The organism is Sorangium sp. So ce281, assembly GCF_051527395.1.
In the GTDB taxonomy this organism is placed as follows: Bacteria; Myxococcota_A; Polyangia; order Polyangiales; family Polyangiaceae; genus Sorangium; species Sorangium cellulosum_B.
In genome coordinates, this window is the sequence record NZ_CP150322.1 from 112,684 (window position 1) to 132,056 (window position 19,373).

Annotated in this window: 14 protein-coding genes; 5 read left to right on the top strand and 9 right to left on the bottom strand. The window is 69.3% G+C overall.

Annotation, left to right across the window (positions count from 1 at the left end; all coding sequences use genetic code 11):
- Window positions 1-181: 181 nt before the first annotated feature.
- From WMF27_RS00420 to WMF27_RS00430, 3 genes are read left to right on the top strand one after another with little or no spacing between them, the layout of a single operon-like run.
- Window positions 182-1,141 (top strand): prenyltransferase, encoded by a 960-nt coding sequence (locus WMF27_RS00420; protein ID WP_437762252.1) that lies wholly within the window; start codon window positions 182-184, stop codon window positions 1,139-1,141.
- Complete coding sequence (locus tag WMF27_RS00425; protein WP_437762251.1) at window positions 1,138-1,872, top strand: ferrochelatase; 735 nt, start codon at window positions 1,138-1,140, stop codon at window positions 1,870-1,872. The genes WMF27_RS00420 and WMF27_RS00425 overlap by 4 nt, the downstream gene beginning before the upstream one ends.
- Entirely contained in the window at window positions 1,869-3,491 is a 1,623-nt protein-coding gene (locus WMF27_RS00430) for a UbiA family prenyltransferase (protein WP_437943696.1), read from the top strand. The genes WMF27_RS00425 and WMF27_RS00430 overlap by 4 nt, the downstream gene beginning before the upstream one ends.
- Before the next feature lie 40 nt (window positions 3,492-3,531).
- On the opposite strand, the gene WMF27_RS00435 is transcribed toward WMF27_RS00430, so the two are convergent.
- The 5 genes from WMF27_RS00435 to leuC form a co-directional block, all read right to left on the bottom strand.
- Window positions 3,532-6,048 carry a glycoside hydrolase family 31 protein gene (locus tag WMF27_RS00435; RefSeq protein ID WP_437762248.1) on the bottom strand — a complete coding sequence of 839 codons (2,517 nt, stop codon included), beginning with the start codon at window positions 6,046-6,048 and terminating at the stop codon, window positions 3,532-3,534.
- Between the two features lie 843 nt (window positions 6,049-6,891).
- Window positions 6,892-7,113, bottom strand: a complete 222-nt coding sequence (locus WMF27_RS00440; protein ID WP_437769992.1) for a hypothetical protein — start codon at window positions 7,111-7,113, stop codon at window positions 6,892-6,894.
- Window positions 7,114-7,384: 271 nt separating this feature from the next.
- Window positions 7,385-8,743, bottom strand: coding sequence for a hypothetical protein (locus WMF27_RS00445; protein WP_437762247.1), 1,359 nt, complete (start codon window positions 8,741-8,743; stop codon window positions 7,385-7,387).
- Window positions 8,744-9,684: 941 nt separating this feature from the next.
- Window positions 9,685-10,302, bottom strand: coding sequence for a 3-isopropylmalate dehydratase small subunit (gene leuD, locus WMF27_RS00450; protein WP_437762246.1), 618 nt, complete (start codon window positions 10,300-10,302; stop codon window positions 9,685-9,687).
- A gap of 27 nt (window positions 10,303-10,329) precedes the next feature.
- Window positions 10,330-11,739 carry a 3-isopropylmalate dehydratase large subunit gene (gene leuC / locus WMF27_RS00455; RefSeq protein ID WP_437762245.1) on the bottom strand — a complete coding sequence of 470 codons (1,410 nt, stop codon included), beginning with the start codon at window positions 11,737-11,739 and terminating at the stop codon, window positions 10,330-10,332.
- Window positions 11,740-11,968: 229 nt separating this feature from the next.
- On the opposite strand from leuC, the gene WMF27_RS00460 reads away from it, so the two are divergent.
- The gene (locus tag WMF27_RS00460; protein ID WP_437943697.1) at window positions 11,969-12,880 is read left to right on the top strand and encodes a LysR family transcriptional regulator; all 912 of its coding nucleotides are present in this window, start codon (window positions 11,969-11,971) and stop codon (window positions 12,878-12,880) included.
- Between the two features lie 124 nt (window positions 12,881-13,004).
- Here WMF27_RS00460 and WMF27_RS00465 read toward each other — a convergent pair whose 3' ends face one another.
- Together WMF27_RS00465 and WMF27_RS00470 are read right to left on the bottom strand one after the other, a co-directional pair.
- Window positions 13,005-14,549: an IMP dehydrogenase gene (locus tag WMF27_RS00465; protein ID WP_437762243.1), complete on the bottom strand. Its 1,545-nt coding sequence runs from the start codon at window positions 14,547-14,549 to the stop codon at window positions 13,005-13,007.
- A gap of 217 nt (window positions 14,550-14,766) precedes the next feature.
- On the bottom strand, window positions 14,767-15,732 hold the full coding sequence (locus WMF27_RS00470; protein WP_437762242.1) for an AraC family transcriptional regulator: 966 nt from the start codon (window positions 15,730-15,732) through the stop codon (window positions 14,767-14,769).
- A gap of 535 nt (window positions 15,733-16,267) precedes the next feature.
- Between WMF27_RS00470 and WMF27_RS00475 the strand changes: the two genes are divergently transcribed.
- Window positions 16,268-17,188 carry a transposase gene (locus WMF27_RS00475; protein ID WP_437769916.1) on the top strand — a complete coding sequence of 307 codons (921 nt, stop codon included), beginning with the start codon at window positions 16,268-16,270 and terminating at the stop codon, window positions 17,186-17,188.
- A gap of 527 nt (window positions 17,189-17,715) precedes the next feature.
- Here WMF27_RS00475 and WMF27_RS00480 read toward each other — a convergent pair.
- Window positions 17,716-18,837 carry a DUF4185 domain-containing protein gene (locus WMF27_RS00480; protein WP_437762241.1) on the bottom strand — a complete coding sequence of 374 codons (1,122 nt, stop codon included), beginning with the start codon at window positions 18,835-18,837 and terminating at the stop codon, window positions 17,716-17,718.
- A 180-nt stretch (window positions 18,838-19,017) separates the two neighbouring features.
- Window positions 19,018-19,356, bottom strand: coding sequence for a four-helix bundle copper-binding protein (locus tag WMF27_RS00485; protein ID WP_437297157.1), 339 nt, complete (start codon window positions 19,354-19,356; stop codon window positions 19,018-19,020).
- Between the last annotated feature and the right edge of the window lie 17 nt (window positions 19,357-19,373).

Genomic DNA, 19,373 nt, shown 5'->3' on the forward strand with positions numbered 1-19,373 from the left:
GGGGAGGAGGACGTGCCGCACTGGGTCGCGTAGGGAGGCTGTCGAGGGGGAGTAAGGTGGCTCAGATCGGCGTCGAAGGAAACGCTGCCGTGCCCGGCGGAAGGACGGTCCGTTTTCCGGACGGGCTCATGTAGCCGCTGAGCGTGGATGTTCTTGTGCTAGCAGCAGAGAGAGCTGATCCATGCGCCTCGAGTCGATGAGCCCTGGAGCGCGGTGGGCGTACGCGCTCAAACCCGCGAGCTGGCCCAAGGTGCTCGTCCCGGCCGCATACGGGCACGCGGTGGGCGCGGCCGTCGCCGGCCGGCTGTCCGCAGGGGCCCTCGCCTTCGGCGCGCTGTGGATGATGGCCGACGTCGCCTTCGTCGTGCTCCTGAACGACTGGGGCGATCGCGAGGTGGACGCCCTCAAGCGAAGCATGTTCCCGGGCGGCTGCTCGCCGAAGACCATCCCGGACGGCATCCTCCCCGCCAAGGCGCTCCTGCTCGCCGGGCTCGGGGCCGGTGTCTCCGCGTTGCTCATGGCCTGGGGGGCCGGCGCCGCGCTCGATCGCCCGCTGCTGCTGCCCCTGGCCGCGCTCGGCCAGCTCGTCTTCGTCGCTTACACGCTGCCGCCGCTCAGGCTCAACTACCGCGGCGGCGGCGAGCTCCTCGAGATGGTCGGCGTCGGCGGCGTGCTCCCCGCGCTGCACGCGTATGCCCAGTGCGGCGCGCTGGCGCCGGCGTGGCTCGTCGCGCTCCTGCCGGGGTTGCTCGTGCTCGCGCTGGCGAGCGCGCTGGCCAGCGGGCTGTCCGACGAGCAGAGCGACCGCGCCGGCGGCAAGCGCACCGTGGCCACGCTGCTCGGCAATGCGGCCACGCGCCGGGTCACCGAGGCCCTCGCCGGCCTCGGCCCGCTCCTCTGGCTCGCGGCGTCCCTCCTCGCCGAGGACGCGCCGCCGCTCTGGTCGGTCGCGCCGGCGGCGGCCGTGGCGCTCTTCTTCAGGGCGCGGCTCCTCGAGAAGAGCCCCGAGGCGGTGACGAGCGCCTTCGCCGCGCAGGCGGCCTACAAGCGCGAGCTCCACCGCGCGATCCAGTGGGGCATCGTCGCCCTGTCGGCGGCCCTGCTCGCCGCCGGGCTCCGCGCCGGGGGAGGGCCGACATGACGGGCGTCGCGGTCATCCCCCCGGAGGAGCGCGACGCGCTCGCGCGCCTCACGCCCCTCTTGGGCGCGCGGGCCTCGGTCGCGCCGGACCGGCCGTGCGCGCCCACCCCCGTCGCCCTGGTCGAGCAGATCGTGAACGGCAGCGAGGACGCCGAGCGGGCGCGCGCCTTTGCCCGCGGGCTCGGCGAGGTGATCTGCGCGGTCGCCGACAACTTCCCCGACAACATCTTCTGGGATCTCGACTACCTGGCCTGCTGTCTGTGGCAGGCCGGGGGCGCGCCCGCGATCGGCGACTTCGCCCGCCGCGTGGTGTCGCTCTGCCTGGGCTTCGGCAACAAGTCGAAGCTGCGCTTCCGCTACGCGCACGACTTCCTCTACGGCTACGACTGGGCTCGCTGGGTGATGCGCAAGCCGGAGGAGCGCGCGGGCGTCGGGCCCTTCGACGTCTCGTTCTTCGATTACCTCGACGGCCGGCAGCGGGCGCTCGTCGAGCTCGTGGCCAGCAACGACCGCAAGTACTCGCAGCTGAACGGCCGGGAGTACCGCAACCCCTTCTCGTTCATCCGCGAGCCGCACGAGGAGTCGCAGCTCCACTGCCTGCTCGCCCAGGTCGACCTGATCCCGCTCAAGGCCTGGCGCCTCGACGGCGAGCGCCGCTGGGACCTCCCCTTCACCGATCTGCGCGCCAAGCTGGCCGATCGCCTCGGCCTGTCGCGGGGCGAGGGGCGATGAGCGCCCGGCCGGGCGCGCTTCGAGCGTGGCTCGACGCGTCGCGGCTGGCCTCGCAGCCGAGCATCGCGCTCCCGCTGCTGCTCGGGCAGCTCGTCGGCGCGCGTGCGGCCGGCCGGCCGCTCGACGTGGGGACGCTCGCGGCGGTCCAGCTGTTCGGCCTGCTGAACCAGCTCTTCATCGTCTACGCGAACGACGTCGCCGACCAGGAGACCGATCGCCGCAACCGGACCGCCACGCCCTTCTCGGGCGGCTCGCGCGTGCTGGTCGAGGGGCGCCTCTCGCCCCGCGCGCTCGGCGCCGCGGCCGTCGTGTGCGCCGCGGCGCTCGTGGCCGTCTCGGCGGCGCTCGCCGCGGCGCTGGCGACGGCCGCGGCGCCGCTCCTCGTGCTCCTGGCGATCGCGGCGCTCCTCCTCCTCTGGGCCTACAGCTACCCGCCGCTTCGCCTGTCGTACCGCGGCGGCGGGGAGCTGCTCCAGATGGTCGGCGTCGGCGCGGTCCTGCCGCTCTACGGCTACATTGCCCAGGGGGGCGACCCGGCGCGCTTCCCCTTTGCGCTGCTCGCGTTCCTGCTGCCGAGCCACCTCGGCTGCGCGATCGCCACCGCGCTCCCGGACGAGCCCTCGGATCGCGAGAGCGGCAAGCGGACGCTGCCCGTGCGCGTGGGCGGAGAGCGGGCGGCTCGGTGTGTGGTCCTCCTGAACGGGCTCTCGCTCGTGCTCGCGCCGGTCGGCCTGGGCGCGGTGGGCCTGAGCCCTGGGGCGGGCCTGCTCGCGCCGGCGGCGGCGGCGCTCGTCGTGCTGCTGGCTCGCGCCTGCTGCTGGTCCGGGTCGCGGCGGCGGGCGCGGCGACGCTGTCGCTGGTCGGCTCGACCCTCATCGCCCTCGCCGCGCGCTGAGGAGCGAGGCGCGATGTCGCACGAGTTCCTGCTGCTCTCGTCGCTCTTCCTCCTGCCGGGGGCCGTCATCTGGCTGGCGCGCCCGGATCTGCGCCCCGTGATGAAGCGGATGGCGCTCGCCTCGCTGCCGTTCGCGGCGACCGAGCGGCTGTTCTACCCGAGGTACTGGGCCCCGAAGTTCCTGTTCGACCTGGCCGATCGGATCGGGTTCGGCATCGAGGACGTGCTGTTCGTCGTCGGGCTCAGCGGATTTTCCTCGACCGTCTATGCCGTGGTGTTCCGCCGCGCGCCGGTGCCCTGCGCGGCGCAGGGGGCGCCGCGCGCGCGACCGTGGTTGCGGGCGGCGGCGGTGATCGCGCTCGCGCTCGCGGCGGCCGGGGCGCTGGTCGCGGCGGGGGTGCCCGTCCTCTACGCCGCTGTGGCGGTGATGGTGGCGGTCGCCGCGGCGCTCATCGCGGCGCGCCGCGATCTGCTCGTGCCGGGCCTGCTCGGGGCGATCCTGTCGGCGGCCCTCTACCTCGGCCTGTGCCTCGTCTTCACGGCGCTCGTGCCCGGCGTGTTCGAGCGCACCTGGCGGCCCAGCGCGCTGCTGCCAGGCAAGGCGCTGCTCGGCGTGCCGCTCGACGAGCTCCTCTACGGGCTCGGCGCGGGCTTCGTGGCCACGGTGTTCCCGGCGTGGGCCTTCGCGTTCAGCTATGGACACGCCGGAAGCGCCGGGGATTGAAATGAGGCCATCGAACCGCCTGAGCGTCAACGGCCGTCGCTCAGTTCGCGGCTACAACCACCTCGGAGCCGCTGTACGTGACCACTTGATCTGGAGCCGCGGTGACGTCGACGCCGGCGCCATGGGCGGAGCCTACCCGCACGATCCTGAACGTCCTGCTGGCCGGCATTCCGGCGTAGCTTCCCTTCCTCGCCCCGATGGTCAACTCCTTGGTGGACTCGTTCCATGTGAATGGAATCAGCGAGTACTGGCCGTCCTCATAGTCGTAGCTGTCCCCCTCGTCCTCGTAGAGAGTGAAGGACCCGTCTTGGCCTGTATAGATCCGGACCTCCAGCGGGTCGATGCTCTGCGTCGCATACTGGATGCTGGGGCCCATGGGGACGATCGAGCCCGCCTTGACGAAGAGCGGTATTTCGCTCAGCGGCGCGGGCACCGACGCCGTACGCCCGCCGTCTGTCGCCGAGCCTGTCCAGAAATCGTACCAGGTCCCCGCGGGAAGATAGACGGAGCGGCTGGTAGCGCCCGCGGCGGTCACGGGGTTGACCAGGAACGCAGGGCCGAACAGGAACTGATCCTTGATGTTGAATACATTCGCATCATCGGGATAGTCGAATACCAAGTGCCGCATCATGGTGTAGCTGTCGCTTGTCACCTTCCATGCCAATGAGTAGATGTAAGGCATCAGCCGATAGCGCAGATTGTCGATCTTGAGGAGGTTGGCCTTGGTGGCGGCGCTCCAGCTGTTGCTGTACAATTCCCTCGAACCGCCTCCATGAATCCGGAAGATCGGGGAGAAGGCGCCATACTGAAACCAGCGGGTAAAGAGCTCATTGTTCGCGCTGGTGGTCCAGTTCACGTTGTGCCCCCAGTACCCGCCGATATCCGTGGTCCAATAGGGCATCCCCGCGAGCGAGAAATTGAGCCCGGCGGGGATCTGCTTGGCATAGGTCGCGAAATTGCTGTCGATGTCTCCTGACCAGCACGTCGTGGCGTATCGCTGCTGGCCGGCGAAGGCGCTGCGGGTGAGGACGTAGACTCGCTTCTGCTTCGGGCCGATGCCACGCCAATGCTCGTACACTCCCGCGGCGTGTCCCAGGGGATAAGCGTTCAGGTACAGCGCCCCCTTGCCGAGCGCTGTGTCAGCCGCCCGCACGTTCACGGGGTCCGGGTAGGCCTGAGGTTCGGTGTTATCCGCCCAGATGCCGTCCCAGCCGTGCGGCCCCAGCAGGCGATCGTGGATCTGCTGGTACACCAGCGCTCTGGCGGCGGGGTTGAATGTGTCATAGAAATGGTGTGTGCCGCCGCTGGGGTACAGGGCCCCGATCTTGTCGAGCGCGTTGTAGTTGTCCAGCTCTCCCGCCTTCCGCTCGGTGTTCACGCGTTGATACACCGGCCAGATCGATATCATCGTGTGAACGTTGGCCTTGTGCATCTCGGCGATGAGAGACGCCGGATCTGGATAGCGGCTTTCATCCATGAAGTGGGAGCCCCACGCGTACGGGGTCCAGTAATCCCAGTCTTGAACGATGCAGTCGACGGGAATGTCGTTGTTGCGGTAGCCGTCCTTGATCCGCAGCAGCTCGGCCTGGCTGCCGTACTTGTCCTTCGACTGGAAGAGCCCGTAGGCCCACTTCGGGAACAACGGGGCCGCGCCGGTCGCGGTGCGGTATCGGGCGACGACCTGGTCGATGCTCGGACCATAGAAGAAGTAGTAGTCCACCATCTCGCCGGCTTCGGACGAATAGCTGTACTTGCTGTTGTTCGACTTGGTCCCGTCGAAGTTCGAGGCGGAGTAGTTGTCCCAGAAGATCCCGTAGCCCTTGTTGGACACCAATACCGGGACGTTGATCTCCGTGTTGACGTTGACGATTCGCCGGGTCGTTCCTTTGCGATTCATCACGTTGTCCTGGTGCTGGCCAAGACCGAACAGGGCCTCGTCGGCGGGGGAGTTGAAGACGGTCTCGACGCGGTGCGTGCTGACCCCCTCGACGGTCGCGGGGGTCAAGCTCTTGCTGTCTTCCGACAGGACGACGGCGTCGTTCAAGTCGGCATATGTGACCAGCCCGTTGGTCGGGTCGACGCTGACCTTCAGTCGCGACGTGGTGATCGTCACGGCCTCCGGGCTCTCCGCGACGCAGAAGCTCGGCTTGTCCCACTTGTTGTTGACAGATAGAGATTCTTTGTCAGGGATGGAAGGGCCCGTGGTGTACCGGACCCTGATGATGCTCTCGTCGCAGATCTCCAGCCTCAGCAGGCCGGTCTCCAGGTTGAAGGTGACGCCGGTGGCGTCGGCGGCATAAAGCCCGGTTTCTGGAGGCGCAGGCGGGCAAGCCGGCTGGTCGTCGTCGCCCCCCTGGCCTCCGGAGCCGCCGCCTCCGCCGGCCCCGGCCGCGGCGGTCGTACCGCCTCCCCCCTCCCCGGTGGTCGTGCCAGCCGCGCTGGTCGACGCGCCGCCGGCGCCCGTACCGGGGTTGTCGGACCCGCTCGAGCATGCGCCGCCGAGCGGCAAGAGGCCGGCCAGAACCGCGTAGAGATACCGGTTAATCAAGTTTCGCATGGCTCCTCGCAAGCAACGGAGTTCATGATGGTTCTTATGAATTCAATAATTTATGCCAGCTGTAAGAGTGCGGGCTGTCTCCGTGCGATCGGGGCACGGGGCCGTTTCCGCCTGCGCTTCGCGCCGCTGAACGGCGTAAGAGCACCTGGAAATAGGCCGCTGAACCCGCTCTCTCGGGAGAGGCGGGCGCGCGGCAGGACACGGACTGATCGAGCTGCTGATGTCGGACGAGCTCCGGGAGCGACTTGAACCGCTATCGCCGAAGACGGTGCCGGAGCCGCAGGGCGGCCGGCCGTGTACGCCTGATCAGATCGCCCTGAGGGGGATACCGTTCGTGCTCAACGCGAGGTTCCTCGGGAGTACTTACCGCAGGAGCTCGGCTGCAGCGGCACGGCCTGCCCATCTCCGGCGGGCAGCCCCCAGGCTTTCACGGCATGCGTCGAATCATCGATGGTGGCCGTGTTCTCTGGTGGATCGCCCTTGTAAAACGCCAATCACCCTCGATCGGCAGCTGCGTTCGCGAAGGCCGAGCGAAGAGAATCGGTTCAAAAATCGACCAAAAGCGAACAGACGACGAAGAACGCAGTGCCCGTGACGATCCGAGCAAGCCGAGACGAAAGGATGGCCCTCGACTGCAATGTGAACGCTCACATGGCCGGAGTCAATTCCAATCAACGGGCCCGCGGGCATCCTCGAGCCCGAGGGAGGACGAGGCTGGCGGGGCTCCTCCGGAGCGTCGCGTCAAGAGGGTGACGGCTGACCGCGGTCACCGCCGGACCGCCAGACCAGCGCGAAGCGTCGGAGGCTGCCCGATGAGCCGTCAGGAGGCGCGCGCAAAGAGCGTCAGGGGATGTGGCGGTACCAGCCGATGAGACTGCGAACCTCATCGTGGTCGAAGCGGACCTGGCCCATCGCCCGCTCAAAGCGCTCTTCAATCGACCAGCGGCGTTCAACGGAACGGATCACGTCGAACAGCGAGGTGGTTGCCTTGACCTGGACGGCGTAGTCGGCGATGTCGGTCGGACCATCATGCTCGACGACGGAGGCGCGGAGGTCATCGCGCACGGCGTCGGCATCCCAGCGCGCACGACGGACCGCGTGCTGCGGCGCGTGCGGGGTCGGGTCGCCGGCGGACGCCGGTGGCGTGCGGCGGCGCTGGGCCGGGGCGGTGCTGTGCTGGAACGCGGATACGCCGGGAGCGCCAGGGGATCGTGCTTCCCCTGGCGCTCCCGGCGCTTTCGTCATTCGATGGGCGTGGCGGCGCTGGAGGGCGCGGGCGGCGCGGCTGCGCTCTCGAGACCTCCCGCGGTCGGGGGGATCGCCCGCGCTCGTCGCGTCACGGCAGCATCAGCACGCACTCCTGCCGGCAGACGGGGGCGGAGCCGCCGACGCTCGTCTCCTCGCAGATGGTCCGGATGATCGCGCCGGGGGGGCAGGTGGCTCCCTCCACGCACTCGAGCCAGCATTCGCCGGTGTACGAGTCGGCGCCGCCCATGCCGGTACCCGTGCTGCTGCTGGTGCTCCCGGAGCAGACCTTCTGCTCGATCATGCCCGGCGGGCAGTAAGGCTCGACGGGCACGCAGTCGGTCCAGCAATCGCCGGGATACGGCATGCCGCCCACGCCGGTACCGGTGCTGCCCGAGCTGCCGACAGAGACGGAGCTGCCGCCGCCGCAGACGGTCTGCGGGATGGTGTCCGGCGGGCAGTAGGGCTCGGTGGGCACGCAGTCGGTCCAGCAGCCGCCGCCGGGGAAGGGCATGCCGCCCATGCCGGTGCCGCTGCTGCTGCTCGTGTCGGGCATGCCGTCCTCGCAGATGGTCTGCTGGGTGGTGCCCGGCGGGCAGTAGGGCTCGACGGGCACACACTCGGTCCAGCAGTACTCCTGGCCGGGGTACGGGCTGCTGCCGCCCATGCCGGTACCGGTGCTGCCCGAGCTGCCGACAGAGACAGAGCTGCCGCCGCAGACGGTCTGCGGGATGCTGTTCGGCGGGCAGTAGGGCTCGGTGGGCACACAATCGGTCCAGCAGCCGCCGCCGGGGGGGCGCGGCGCGGCGAAGCCGGGATCGCTGCCGCCGATGTCACCGCCCGCGGTGCCCCCGCCGGCGCCGCCGGTGCCCGCCCAGCCGCCCGAGCCGCCGACGCCGACGCTGGTGCTGCTGGTGACGGAGGTGCCGCCGTCGCAGTAGGTCTGCGGGGTGGTGCCGGGCGGGCAGTAGGGCTCGGTGGGCACGCAGTCGGTCCAGCAGCCGCCGCCGGGGTACGGCGGGCTCGCGCCCCCATCGGCGCCGCCGGTGCCCGCCCAGCCACCCGAGCCGCCGGCGCTGCCGGTGGTGCTGCTGGTGACGGTGGTGCCTTCGTCGCAGAAGGTCTGCGGGGCGGTGCCGGGCGGGCAGTAGGGCTCGATGGGCACACACTCGGTCCAGCACGGCTCGGGAGGCATCGGCATGCCGCCTGCGCCCCAGCCGCCGGAGCCGACGGCGCTGGCGCTGCCCCAGCCGCCGGAGCCGCCACACACGGTCTGCTCGATCGTGCCCGGCGGGCAGTACGGCTGCGGCGGGGTGCACTCGGTCCAGCACTCGGCCGGATCGACGGGCACGGCGGTGCCGCCGGCGAAGCCACCCTGGCCCGAAGAGGTGGTGCCGCCGCGGCAGATGGTCTGCTCGCTCCAGTCAGGAGGACAGATGCTGTCGGGCACACACTGCTCCTCGCACATCTCGCCGATCTCGCACGGTGAACAGACCGTCTCCCAGTGAAAGCCAGGCCCGCAGTCGGGCTCTGGTGGCGGTGATGGCTCATCCACGCGCCCACAGCCCTGCCCCTTGGCGCCGGTGAGCACAACGAGCGCGGAGAGCGCAATCAGACCCTGGAGAGAGGAGCGAGCGGCTGACGAACGTGAGATAAGAGAGGAGAAGATCGCGAAACGCATGGGGGGTACTCCATCCTGCGTGCCTGTGCGCGACACGCGATCAAGGAACGATGGCTCTGCGCCGCGGCATGCGAGCGCTGCTGCGCGCGGCGTCTCAGCGCCGACTCGCAGAGCTCGCGTGGAGATAAAGCACTGGACATGCCAGGCGCGTCCGCCTGCTCGGTGGCGTCGCCGGCCGCACGGAGCGACGCGTATCGGCCGGCTTTTCGCGGTCGCGCGGCGCCCGCTGCGCGCATTTGCTCAGCGCGATGGGGCCATAGTGTGACGGCGAGCGCTGCCTACGTGTCACGTTGAGCCAACCGGCGCCACGGAGGGTGCCGGCTGGGACGACCCGACCCAGGTTGGGACGACCCGACCCAGGTTGAGGTTCGCGGGGATGACCCGACCCAGGTTGAGGTTCGCGGGGGCGGAGGCGACCCGGGTCGGGATAGCGTAGCGACCCAGGTTGAGGCGCTCGCGAACCTGGAAAACCTGAACCAGGTTGAGGTGCTCGCGACCCTGGAAGACCTGACCTAGGTTGAGGTTTGGATGACCCGACCCGGAAAACCCGACCCAGGTTGAGGTTTGGATGACCCGACCCGGAAAACCCGACCCAGGTTGAGGTTTGGATGACCCGACCCTGGAAAACCCGACCCAGGTTGAGGTGCTTGCAGGTTGAGGTGCTTGCTCGCGCGCCCCAGGTTGGGGCAGCGCCCCGATCGAGCGCGGAGCTACTGCGCGGAGGCGGCCTGCACGTAGGGCAGCCGCGCCGCCACCTGCCGGACCTCCGCGGCCCCCTCGAGCAGCTGGGCGATCGGATCCCAGGTGCCCCGGATCAGCGACTCGCGCGCGCCCGGCTTGATCGTGAAGGGCACGGTGAGATCGCTCCCCGCCCGGATGACCTGCCCCTGCAGGTCGACCGTGACGGGGGTCTTCGGGTCGGCGTTCACGCGCGCCACGAGCGCGGCGCGGTCCTCGCGGCTCACCGAGACGCAGGGGATGCCGAGCGTCGTCGAGTTGCCGAAGAAGATCTCGGCGAAGCTCTCGGCGATGACGGCCTTGAAGCCCGCCTTCGCGATCGACTGCGGCGCGTGCTCGCGCGACGACCCGCAGCCGAAGTTGCGATCGGCGATCAGCACCGTGGCCCCCGCGAAGCGCGGGTCGTTCAGCGGGTGCTCCCGCTTCTCGCCGCGCTCGTCGAAGCGCACGTCCCGGAAGAGGTGCTCGCCGATGCCGTCGAAGGTGACGCACTTCAGGAAGCGCGCCGGGATGATGCGGTCCGTGTCGATGTCGTCCCCCGGAACGTGAACGGCGCGACCGGTGACGGATTGAATCAAATCGAGTGCCATTGGGATCTCCCTCGGGTGCGAGCGTCGTCAGATTCCGAACACGTCACGAGCGTCGGCGATCTCGCCGCGGACGGCGGCCGCCGCGACCATCACCGGGCTCATGAGCACGGTGCGCCCGGTGGGGCTCCCCTGCCTGCCCTTGAAGTTGCGGTTGGACGAGGAGGCGCACAGCTCATCCCCGATGAGCTTGTCGGGGTTCATCGCCAGGCACATCGAGCAGCCCGGCTCGCGCCACTCGAAGCCCGCCTCGCGGAAGACCCGGTCCAGCCCCTCGGCCTCGGCCGCGCGCGCCACCTCCATCGACCCCGGGACGGCCAGCGCGCGCACGTGCGGCGCGACCCTGTGCCCCTGGATGCGCCGCGCGACCTCCCGGAAATCCGAGAGGCGGCCGTTCGTGCAGCTCCCGATGAACGCCACGTTGATCTTCGTCCCCTCGATCGGCTTGCCGCCCTCGAGCCGCATGTACTCGAGCGCCTCGCGGATCAGCGCCCGCTCGGACTCGTTCGCCACGTCCTCGGCCGCCGGGACCTTCTCCTTCACCGAGATCGCCTGCCCCGGCGTGATGCCCCAGGTGACCGTCGGCGCGATCTCGCTCGCGTCGATCCGGACGACGTCGTCGTAACGCGCGTCCTCGTCCGACGCGATCGAGCGCCAGTACTCGAGCGCCTTCTCCCACGCCTCACCCTTCGGCGCGTACGGACGCCCCTTCATGTACTCGAACGTCGCCTGGTCAGGGTTCACATAGCCGACCCGGGCGCCGCCCTCGATCGACATGTTGCACAGGGTCATCCGCTCCTCCATCGAGAACCCCTCGATGGTCGACCCGCCGTACTCGTACGCGTAGCCCGTGCCGCCGGACACGCCGAGCCGGCGGATGATCTCGAGGATGATGTCCTTCGCGTAGACGCCCGGCCCGAGCTTGCCCTCCACCTGGATCCGCCGGACCTTGAGCCGCTGGAGGCTCAGCGTCTGCGTGGCGAGCACGTCGCGCACCTGCGTCGTCCCGATCCCGAACGCGATCGCGCCGAACGCGCCGTGCGTCGACGTGTGCGAGTCGCCGCACGCGATCGTCATGCCCGGCTGCGTGAGGCCGAGCTCGGGGCCGATGATGTGCACGATGCCCTGCCGCCCCGACTCGAGATCGAAGAACGTGACGCCCTGCTCGGTGCACGCCTTCTTGAGCGCGTCGACCATCCCCTCGGCCAGCGTGTCCTTGAACGGCCGCTTGCGGTTGTCGGTCGGGACGATGTGATCGAGCGTCGCGAACGTCCGCTCGGGCATGCTCACCCGCAGGCCGAGATCGCGCAGCATCCCGAACGCCTGGGGGCTCGTCACCTCGTGGATCAGGTGAAGGCCGATGAAGAGCTGGTCCTCGCCGCTCGGCAACGTGCGGACTTTGTGGAGGTCCCAAACCTTGTCATAGAGACTCTTACCCATGATGGCCTCTCGCGGTGCGCTGGAATCGGGTGAAGGGGGTGAAGGGGACGGCGTGCGAAGCGAAGCGGACCGGCCCGACGCCGGCGCCAGGGCGCGCCAGCGGCCTCCCTCGAAGGCGGCCGGCCGCCGCCGGTCTGGCGGTGCAACGTCGGGCGGGCGGCATGACTATGCGGGCGCGAGAGAATTAAGTCGAATGAAACTTTTTTCACGATCGATTAAGTAAAGCTACATGGACGCGTCGCTGCTCCCAGCGCTCGAGGACGTGTTGATGGTGGCCCGTTCGGGCTCGGTCGCCGAGGCCGCGCGGCGGCTGCACAAGACGCCGTCGGCGATCAGCCAGCAGGTGCGCCGGGTGGAGGAGCGCTTCGGGGTGGCGCTGTTCGAGCGCGACGGCCGCGGCGTGCGGCTGAGCCCGGCCGGCGAGGCGGCCCTCGGCGCGATCACGCGGCTGTTCGACGAGGCGGAGGGGGTGTTCGAGCTGCTCTCGGAGCTGGCGGGGGAGCCGTCGACGACCCTGCGCGTGGCGGCGAGCGACTACCTCGGCAAGGGGCTCCTCGTGCCGGTGATCCGCCAGATGCTCGAGAAGCGCGCGCCGGTGCGGTTCGCGATCACGACGGCGAACTCGGTCGACGCCGCGCGGGGGGTGGAGCGCGGCGAGGTGGATCTGGGCCTCGCGTCGGCGTCCTCGGCGGGCGGCGACCTCGTGAAGCAGCCGCTGTTCGTGCAGCCGTTCCTCTGGGTGGGGCCGCGGCTCAAGGGCACGGCGCCGGCGCTGCGCGAGCGGCTCCGGCACGAGCCGCTGCTCCGGCTGGCGCCCGGCAGCGTGGGGCGGCGGATGCTCGACGCGTACCTGGATCGCGAGCGGATCCGGGCCATCTCGACGATCGACGTGTCGAGCGTGTCGCTCCTCGTCTCGTACGTCTCCGGCGGGCTCGGCATCGGCCTCGCGCCGGCGCTTGCGCTGACCGAGGTGGCGCGCTCGCGGCTCGACGTCGAGGTCGCGGAGGTCGATCCGCTGCCCGTCGAGCTGATGACGCGCGAGAATTTCCGGCGCAATCCGATCGTCGAGCGCTTCGTCGAGCGGCTCGCCGCCGAGGGGCGCCGCGCGGAGCAGCGGACGCGCGCGCTGCTCGGCGGCTGACACCGCGCGAGGCGCGCCGCCGCCCGTCAGGTGGACGGGGGCGCGACACGAGGGCTCGCTTCGTCGACCGGAGCGCGCGCCCCGGGGCGCCCGGGGGACGGTCGGCGCGGGAGGCCTGCGCGGCTCAGGGCTCGCGCGTGTTGCCGCGCGTGTCCTTCAGCATCACGTCGTGGACGCCGCCCTCGTGGATGCTCACCGCGGACGCGACGGTCAGGCGCGCGCGCATGTACAGGTCGCGCAGCGAGGTGGCGCCGCAGTTGCACATCGTCGAGCGCACCTTGGCGAGGGTGACGTCGAGGTTGTCCTTCAGCTTGCCGGCGTACGGCACGTAGCTGTCGACGCCCTCCTCGAACTCGAGCTGATCCTTCTTCTTGCTGGTATCGCCGTGGTCGTAGCGCTGCCAGTTGCGCGCGCGGTTGCTCCCTTCGCCCCAGTACTCCTTCATGAACTGGTTGTTCACGCGGACCTTGCGCCCGGGCGACTCGTCGAAGCGCGCGAAGTAGCGGCCCATCATGACGAAGTCGGCGCCCATCGCGAGGGCGATGGTGATGTGGTAGTCCTGGCTGATGCCGCCGTCGGAGCAGATCGGGACGTAGACGCCGGTCCGCTGGAAGTACTCGTCGCGCGCCTTGGCCACCTCGATCACGGCCGACGCCTGGCCGCGGCCGATCCCCTTCTGCTCGCGCGTGATGCAGATCGAGCCTCCGCCGATGCCGACCTTGACGAAGTCGGCGCCGGCCTCGACCAGGTAGAGGAAGCCCTCGCGATCGACGACGTTGCCGGCGCCGACATAGGCCGGCTTGCCGAGCGACTTCACGAAGGCGATGGTGTCGCCCTGCCACTCGGAGTAGCCGTCCGACGAGTCGATACAGAGCACGTCGGCGCCCGCCTCCACCAGCGCGGGCACGCGCTCTCTGTAGTCGCGCGAGTTGATGCCGGCGCCGACGATGAGGCGCTTCTCGTGATCCACGTTCTCGAGCGGGTGCGCCTGGTGCGACTCGTAGTCCTTGCGAAACACCAGGTACTGGAGGTGCTGTCGCTCGTCGATGACGGGCAGGGTGTTGAGCTTGTGACGCCAGATGAGCTCATTCGCCTCCTGCAGATCGAGGCCGACCTTGCCGCAGTGGATCGACTTGAACGGCGTCATGATCTCGCGCACCGGCGTGCTGAGCGGCGTCTTGCCGAGCCGGTAATCGCGGCTCGTGATGATGCCGACGAACCTGCCCGTGGGCGTGCCGTCCTCGGTGATCGCAATCGTGGAGTGGCCCGTGCGATCGGTGAGCGCGAGGACGTCGCCGAGCGTCGCGTCGGGGCGCAGGTTCGAGTCGCTCACGACGAACCCGGCCTTGTTGTTCTTCACGCGCCGCACCATGGCGGCTTCCTCCTCGATGCCCTGCGAGCCGTACACGAACGACAGGCCACCGCAGCGCGCGAGCGCGATCGCGAGATCGGCGCCCGATACCGACTGCATCATCGCGCTGGTGATCGGCACGCTGATCGTGAGCGGCGCGAGCCTCGGATCCGGCGGCGTCGCGCCCGGATCGGCCTTGAACCGGACGACAGGGGCCGTGAGATCGACGTTCGCGGGGACGCAGTCCTTCGTCGTCAGATTCGGGACGAGCAGGTACTCGCCAAACGTCCTGCTCGGCTCATCGTAGATGAATGCCATGTCGGCTCCTAGTGCAAGGAGCCCCGGCTGTCAAACGCGAACGGCGCCGGTCTCCCGTGAAAGTCGTGTAATATCGATGATTTGCGGGGGCAACGGCGGGCTCTGAAGGGCGGCGCGTGGGGCGAGGCGACCGGGGCCCGGCCGCCCGCCAGCGCTGCGGCGAGGCGGTGCAGGAGCGGAGCCCGGGCAGGATGACCGGGCTCCCTGGGGGCCGGAGCTAGAGCGGGCGCACGGGCAAGCAGAGCTCGCAGCGGAAGTTGTTGGTCTTGGGATCGTGGAACTCGCCCTGGTAGAGCTCGAAGCAGGGCCGATGGTCGGGCTGATAGCCGCTCTCAGGGAGCCACGTCCCGAAGAGCTGGTCCCAGGCGGAGCCGATCGTGCGCGCGTCGCCGACCCACGCGCCCGCGGCGTACTTGCCGCCGGCGATGTCGGTCACGTTGACGTTGCCGTCCGCCTTGAAGCCCTGCGGGATCACGATGGCGGCGTCGAGGCGGCACTTCGCAGGCTCGGTGACCTTGGGGTTGTCGTGCGCGATGCTGAGGCAGATGCGGTCCGGGGTCCACAGATCGCGGGCGCTCGCCCAGCGGACGAGCCGCTGCCAGGCCTCGCCGACGCTCCCTTCCGGGCCATAGGGGCCGACGTTTCGGACATAGGCCACGTGGTAGCTCGGCAGGGTCTTCACGGTCACGTTCATGATCTCCTCCTCATCTTGGCGGGCGTCCGTGCCCGACGAGGAGGCATCTTGGTGGGGCGCGCAGGTCGCTTCTTTGCACGGATTGCGCTCGACTTGACCCGGCTTGCGATCCGCTTGCCGCGCCTTGCGCGCGTCCGTGGCGCCACCGTTGCGCCAGGCGGACGCGCTCATGCCGAAGCGCTCCTTGAAGGCGCGCGCGAAGGCGCTCGCCGAGCTGAAGCCGTTCTCGAGGGCGATCTCAAGGATGTCGGCGCGCGGCCGCTGCACGAGGTGGCTCGCCGCGGTCTCGAGGCGCGTCCGCTGGATGAACTCGCGAAGGTTCTCGCCCGTCATGGACTTGAACACGCGGTGGAAGTGAAACGGCGAGAACGCCGCCACAGCGGCCAGCGTGTCGAGGGAGAGGTCCTCCGCGCGATGGGCCTGGATGTAGTCGACCACGCGGTTGACCCGCCGCTGGTACTCGGCGCGGCTCCTGTCGGACGTTGCCACAGGCGGAGGGTAGCTGATGGCTGGTTGCAGAAAAAAGTGCCTCGGCGGCGACCGCGACCGCACCCAGGTTGAGGGGGGCACGAGGTTGAGGGGGGCACGACCGCACCCAGGTTGCACGACCGCACCCAGGTTGGGCACAGGTTGCACGACCGCACCCAGGTTGGGCACGACCGCACCCAGGTTGAGGTGATCGACCGCACCCAGGTTGAGGTAATCGGAGGTGATCGGAGGTGATCGGGCTGAGAAGACGACCACACCCGGGTTGCGACCGACGGCGGTCGAGGCCAGGCGACCGCACCCCAGGTTGCGCGCACCCCCCGGGTTGCGCGCAACCTGGGGTGCGCGCCTCGGTTTCTGTGAGCCGGAGGTTCGGCTATCCAGCCGATGGCGCCAAGGCTAGCAGCCGTCGCTGCGACAGCGGTCCAGGTGGCGGACCACGTGGCGGCCGCCACCCGTCGTACCCGTCGCGCCGGCATAAGTCATTGAAATGATTGATCGCGATCCCTGGTACGGCATTTGTTCGTATGCCCCGGCCATGAGCCAGCCTCGCGAGATCGCTCCCGGCGCCACCTACCTCATCACCCGTCGCGTCCTGCGCCGGCATCTCCTTCTCCGCCCGGATGCTGCCCTCACCCAGTTCCTGGTCTACTCTCTCGCCGTTTCGACCCGTCGATTTGGCATCGAAGTCCACGCTCTTTGCGCGATGTCAACGCATCTGCACCTCGTCGTGACCGATGTGCAAGGCGTTTTGCCGCGCTTCTTGCAGTTTTTTCACCGCATCGTTGCGCTTGGAACGAAGGTCCTCCGCACGTGGGAAGGGCCGGTGTGGGACCACGAACCCACGAGCGTGGTGCGGCTGCTGACGCGCGCGGCTATGGTGGAGAAGATCGCCTACGTCCTCGCGAACCCCGTAGCCGCTGGCCTCGTCCGCCACGCGCACCAGTGGCCGGGGGCCAAGTCGGATGTGAGCGAGCTCGGCGGTGGCGTTCTCCGTGCAGCGCGTCCCTCCGTGTATCTTGATCCAGAGAATCGGCAGTGGCCGGAGGAAGCAACGCTTTTGCTCGCGCTACCACCCGCCATCGAGCACGACAACGCAGAAGGCTTTCGCCGTGAAGTCGCGGCCGAGCTCGAGCGACAGGAAACGCAAGCCCATGCGGAGTTGCAGCGGCAAGGGCTCCGATTATTAGGCAACAAAGGTGCCAGCACGGTCTCCCCTTACAGCCGCGCGACGAGCTTCGAGGCGCTGCGCGATCGCAATCCGACGTTTGCCGTCGGCCGTAACCAGGGCGATGCACGGCGAATCGCTGGTGCCGCTGTGCGAGCGTTTCGTGCGTCGTACCGTGCGGCGCTCGAACGATGGCGTGCCGGGGTACGAAGCGCCGTCTTTCCGGCGGGGACGTGGTGGATGCGCATCTATCATGGCGCCAGCGTGGCGGACGTCGTGCTCATGATGTAGGCACATCGGCGGTGCGTCACAGCGCCACAGCGGGGCCAAGGCGCCGTCGTGGGGAAGGTCCGTCAGGGGTAGGTGAAGCGAGCGGCAGCGTTCACGTGTCGCTGGGGATGAGTTGCCGCGCTGGGCTGGCGCGAAACCGCGTTGAGGTTGGGGTCGGCTGGGTCTGAGCGAATGGCACCTTGGGTGCCGGTGAAGTAGACCTGCCCAGCTGATGGAGCGATCCGGCTGGGGCCATTCGGGTTAGGTTCATGGCGGATGGTCGACCGAGCCAGGTCGTCTCAACCCGGTTCGACCGTCTTCAGCTGCCCCTCTTTACCTGGTGGGGCGGTCTCCGGCAGGCCGCAGGTTGCAACCTGGGTCAGGCCGCAGGCCTCAACCTGGGTCAGGCCGCAGGCCTCAACCTGGGTCGGGTCGGGGTTCCGGCAGGCCTCAACCTGGGTCGGGTCGCCTACTCGTCTACTCGAGCTCCAGCTCGACGAGTCGGATCTCTCCGGCAGGCCTCAACCTGGGTCGGGTCGCCTACTCGTCTACTCGAGCTCCAGCTCGACGAGTCGGATCTCTCCCTCCAGGAACCCCGTCTCCCGGAAGTACGTCACGTACTCCACCCGCCCTCCTTCCCGCGCGAGCTCCGCGTGCACGAGCCCAGCATAGGGCCACGCCTCCGGGGTAGGCGGCACCTCGGCGGTGAAAACCACCGCGCTGTCCGACCATGGGCCCTCCGGCGCCGGCGCCGTCCGGAGCGAGATCTCCGACGATACCGGCTCGCTGTACAGCGCGATGTACCTGCCGACGTGCTCGTTCCAATGCACCGACATCATCGGTGCCCCCGCCATGACCGGCTCCGCCTCCTCATGGCCCTCCACCCAGCGCCCGTCCGAGAAGAACCGCCACGCGTCGCGCTCCGTTGCCTCCGCGAGCGCGGCGCGCGCGACGAGGCACGGGCACGTGAGACCCGAGCACGCGCAGGCGTAGGCGTAGAGCATCCCCTCGCGGACGAGCGCCGCCGACGTGAGCGAGGGCTCAGCCGCACCGAAGAGGAGCGTCGGCTCCGCAGCGCCCGGGCGTACCTCCGGGCGCGCGAGGGGCGCATCGAAGCTCTCCCAGACCGCGACCGACGAACCCCGCATGTCGAAGTCGAACGCCCCGAGCCGCCCCGTCACCTTGCTGTAGAAGACGAGCGCACGGCCGGTCGCCTCGTCGACGACGATGGGGCCCGGCCACAGCGCATAGCGCGCTCCGCAATCCTCCTCGCACGTCTCCTCCGCCCGAGGGTCGGAGTGCGTGAGGTTGAACTCGAGCTCCTCCTTGGTGAACGGCAGGAACTCCCGCGGCGCGCCGGCCGCGTCGAGCGGCTCGGTGAGCGACGAGAGCCCATCCGACGCATCCAGATCGTCGGTCGCGCAGAAGGTGCTCGACCTCCACAGCGCTCCGTCTTCCCCTGGCTTCTCCAGGGTCGTATCGCCGAACACCCACACCGATCGGTCGCCCCACCGCGCGCTGTAGCCGCCGTCCCGCCCTCGAATCGACGGGGCAAACTCCAGCGCACCCAGGTCGCGCACCGCGCGCACCGCAGCCTCGGGCGCGTCCCCGCCACACCCGGCGCACAGGAGAGCGAACCCGGCGGCTCCCATGGTCCTTCGATAACGCATGCGCGCGAGGGTACCATGGGGAGCCAGAACCCCGCCGCCGGACCACGCGCGACCGCGGCGCCGACGGGCCGCCGCGCGCGAGGCCTCTGGCGGGGAGGATGGCGGCGATCCGCAAGAGGCGAGGGAAGCTACTCCGCTGCTCGGCTCACGGTCCGAAAGACCACGATGTCTCCGCCGCCCTCAGATCTGCCTGCAGGCGGCAGCGCAGCGGCGGCACTCGTCAGCGCACGTCTTCATCTGCGTATCACCAGTGAGCTTATCGCAGCTCGCCGCGCACTGTTCGCAGAGGCTCGCGCACACGCTCATCATCTGCGTGATCTGCGGCGAGCTGCGCAGGAGGAGCTTCGACGTCGCCTCGCAGATGTCGGCGCAGTCCTGGAGCAGCCGCATGTGCGGGGCGCTCACGTGAGAGCCTCCCATCTCGAGGCAATACTGAGCCGCGTGCGTGCAGATCGAACCACAATCCTGGGTGAACCGGGCCACCTCCCGGAACGATCTGTCCCCCGGAAACTTGATCATGAGAACCCCCTTGACCC

Bases quoted from the DNA above. Each gene is read 5' to 3' on its own strand.
- WMF27_RS00485 (WP_437297157.1), bottom strand. From the start codon at position 19,356: ATGATCAAGTTTCCGGGGGACAGATCGTTCCGGGAGGTGGCCCGGTTC.
- WMF27_RS00475 (WP_437769916.1), top strand. From the start codon at position 16,268: ATGAGCCAGCCTCGCGAGATCGCTCCCGGCGCCACCTACCTCATCACC.
- WMF27_RS00465 (WP_437762243.1), bottom strand. From the start codon at position 14,549: ATGGCATTCATCTACGATGAGCCGAGCAGGACGTTTGGCGAGTACCTG.
- leuD (WP_437762246.1), bottom strand. From the start codon at position 10,302: ATGGCACTCGATTTGATTCAATCCGTCACCGGTCGCGCCGTTCACGTT.
- leuC (WP_437762245.1), bottom strand. From the start codon at position 11,739: ATGGGTAAGAGTCTCTATGACAAGGTTTGGGACCTCCACAAAGTCCGC.
- WMF27_RS00435 (WP_437762248.1), bottom strand. From the start codon at position 6,048: ATGCGAAACTTGATTAACCGGTATCTCTACGCGGTTCTGGCCGGCCTC.
- WMF27_RS00425 (WP_437762251.1), top strand. From the start codon at position 1,138: ATGACGGGCGTCGCGGTCATCCCCCCGGAGGAGCGCGACGCGCTCGCG.
- WMF27_RS00480 (WP_437762241.1), bottom strand. From the start codon at position 18,837: ATGCGTTATCGAAGGACCATGGGAGCCGCCGGGTTCGCTCTCCTGTGC.
- WMF27_RS00420 (WP_437762252.1), top strand. From the start codon at position 182: ATGCGCCTCGAGTCGATGAGCCCTGGAGCGCGGTGGGCGTACGCGCTC.
- WMF27_RS00430 (WP_437943696.1), top strand. From the start codon at position 1,869: ATGAGCGCCCGGCCGGGCGCGCTTCGAGCGTGGCTCGACGCGTCGCGG.
- WMF27_RS00460 (WP_437943697.1), top strand. From the start codon at position 11,969: ATGGACGCGTCGCTGCTCCCAGCGCTCGAGGACGTGTTGATGGTGGCC.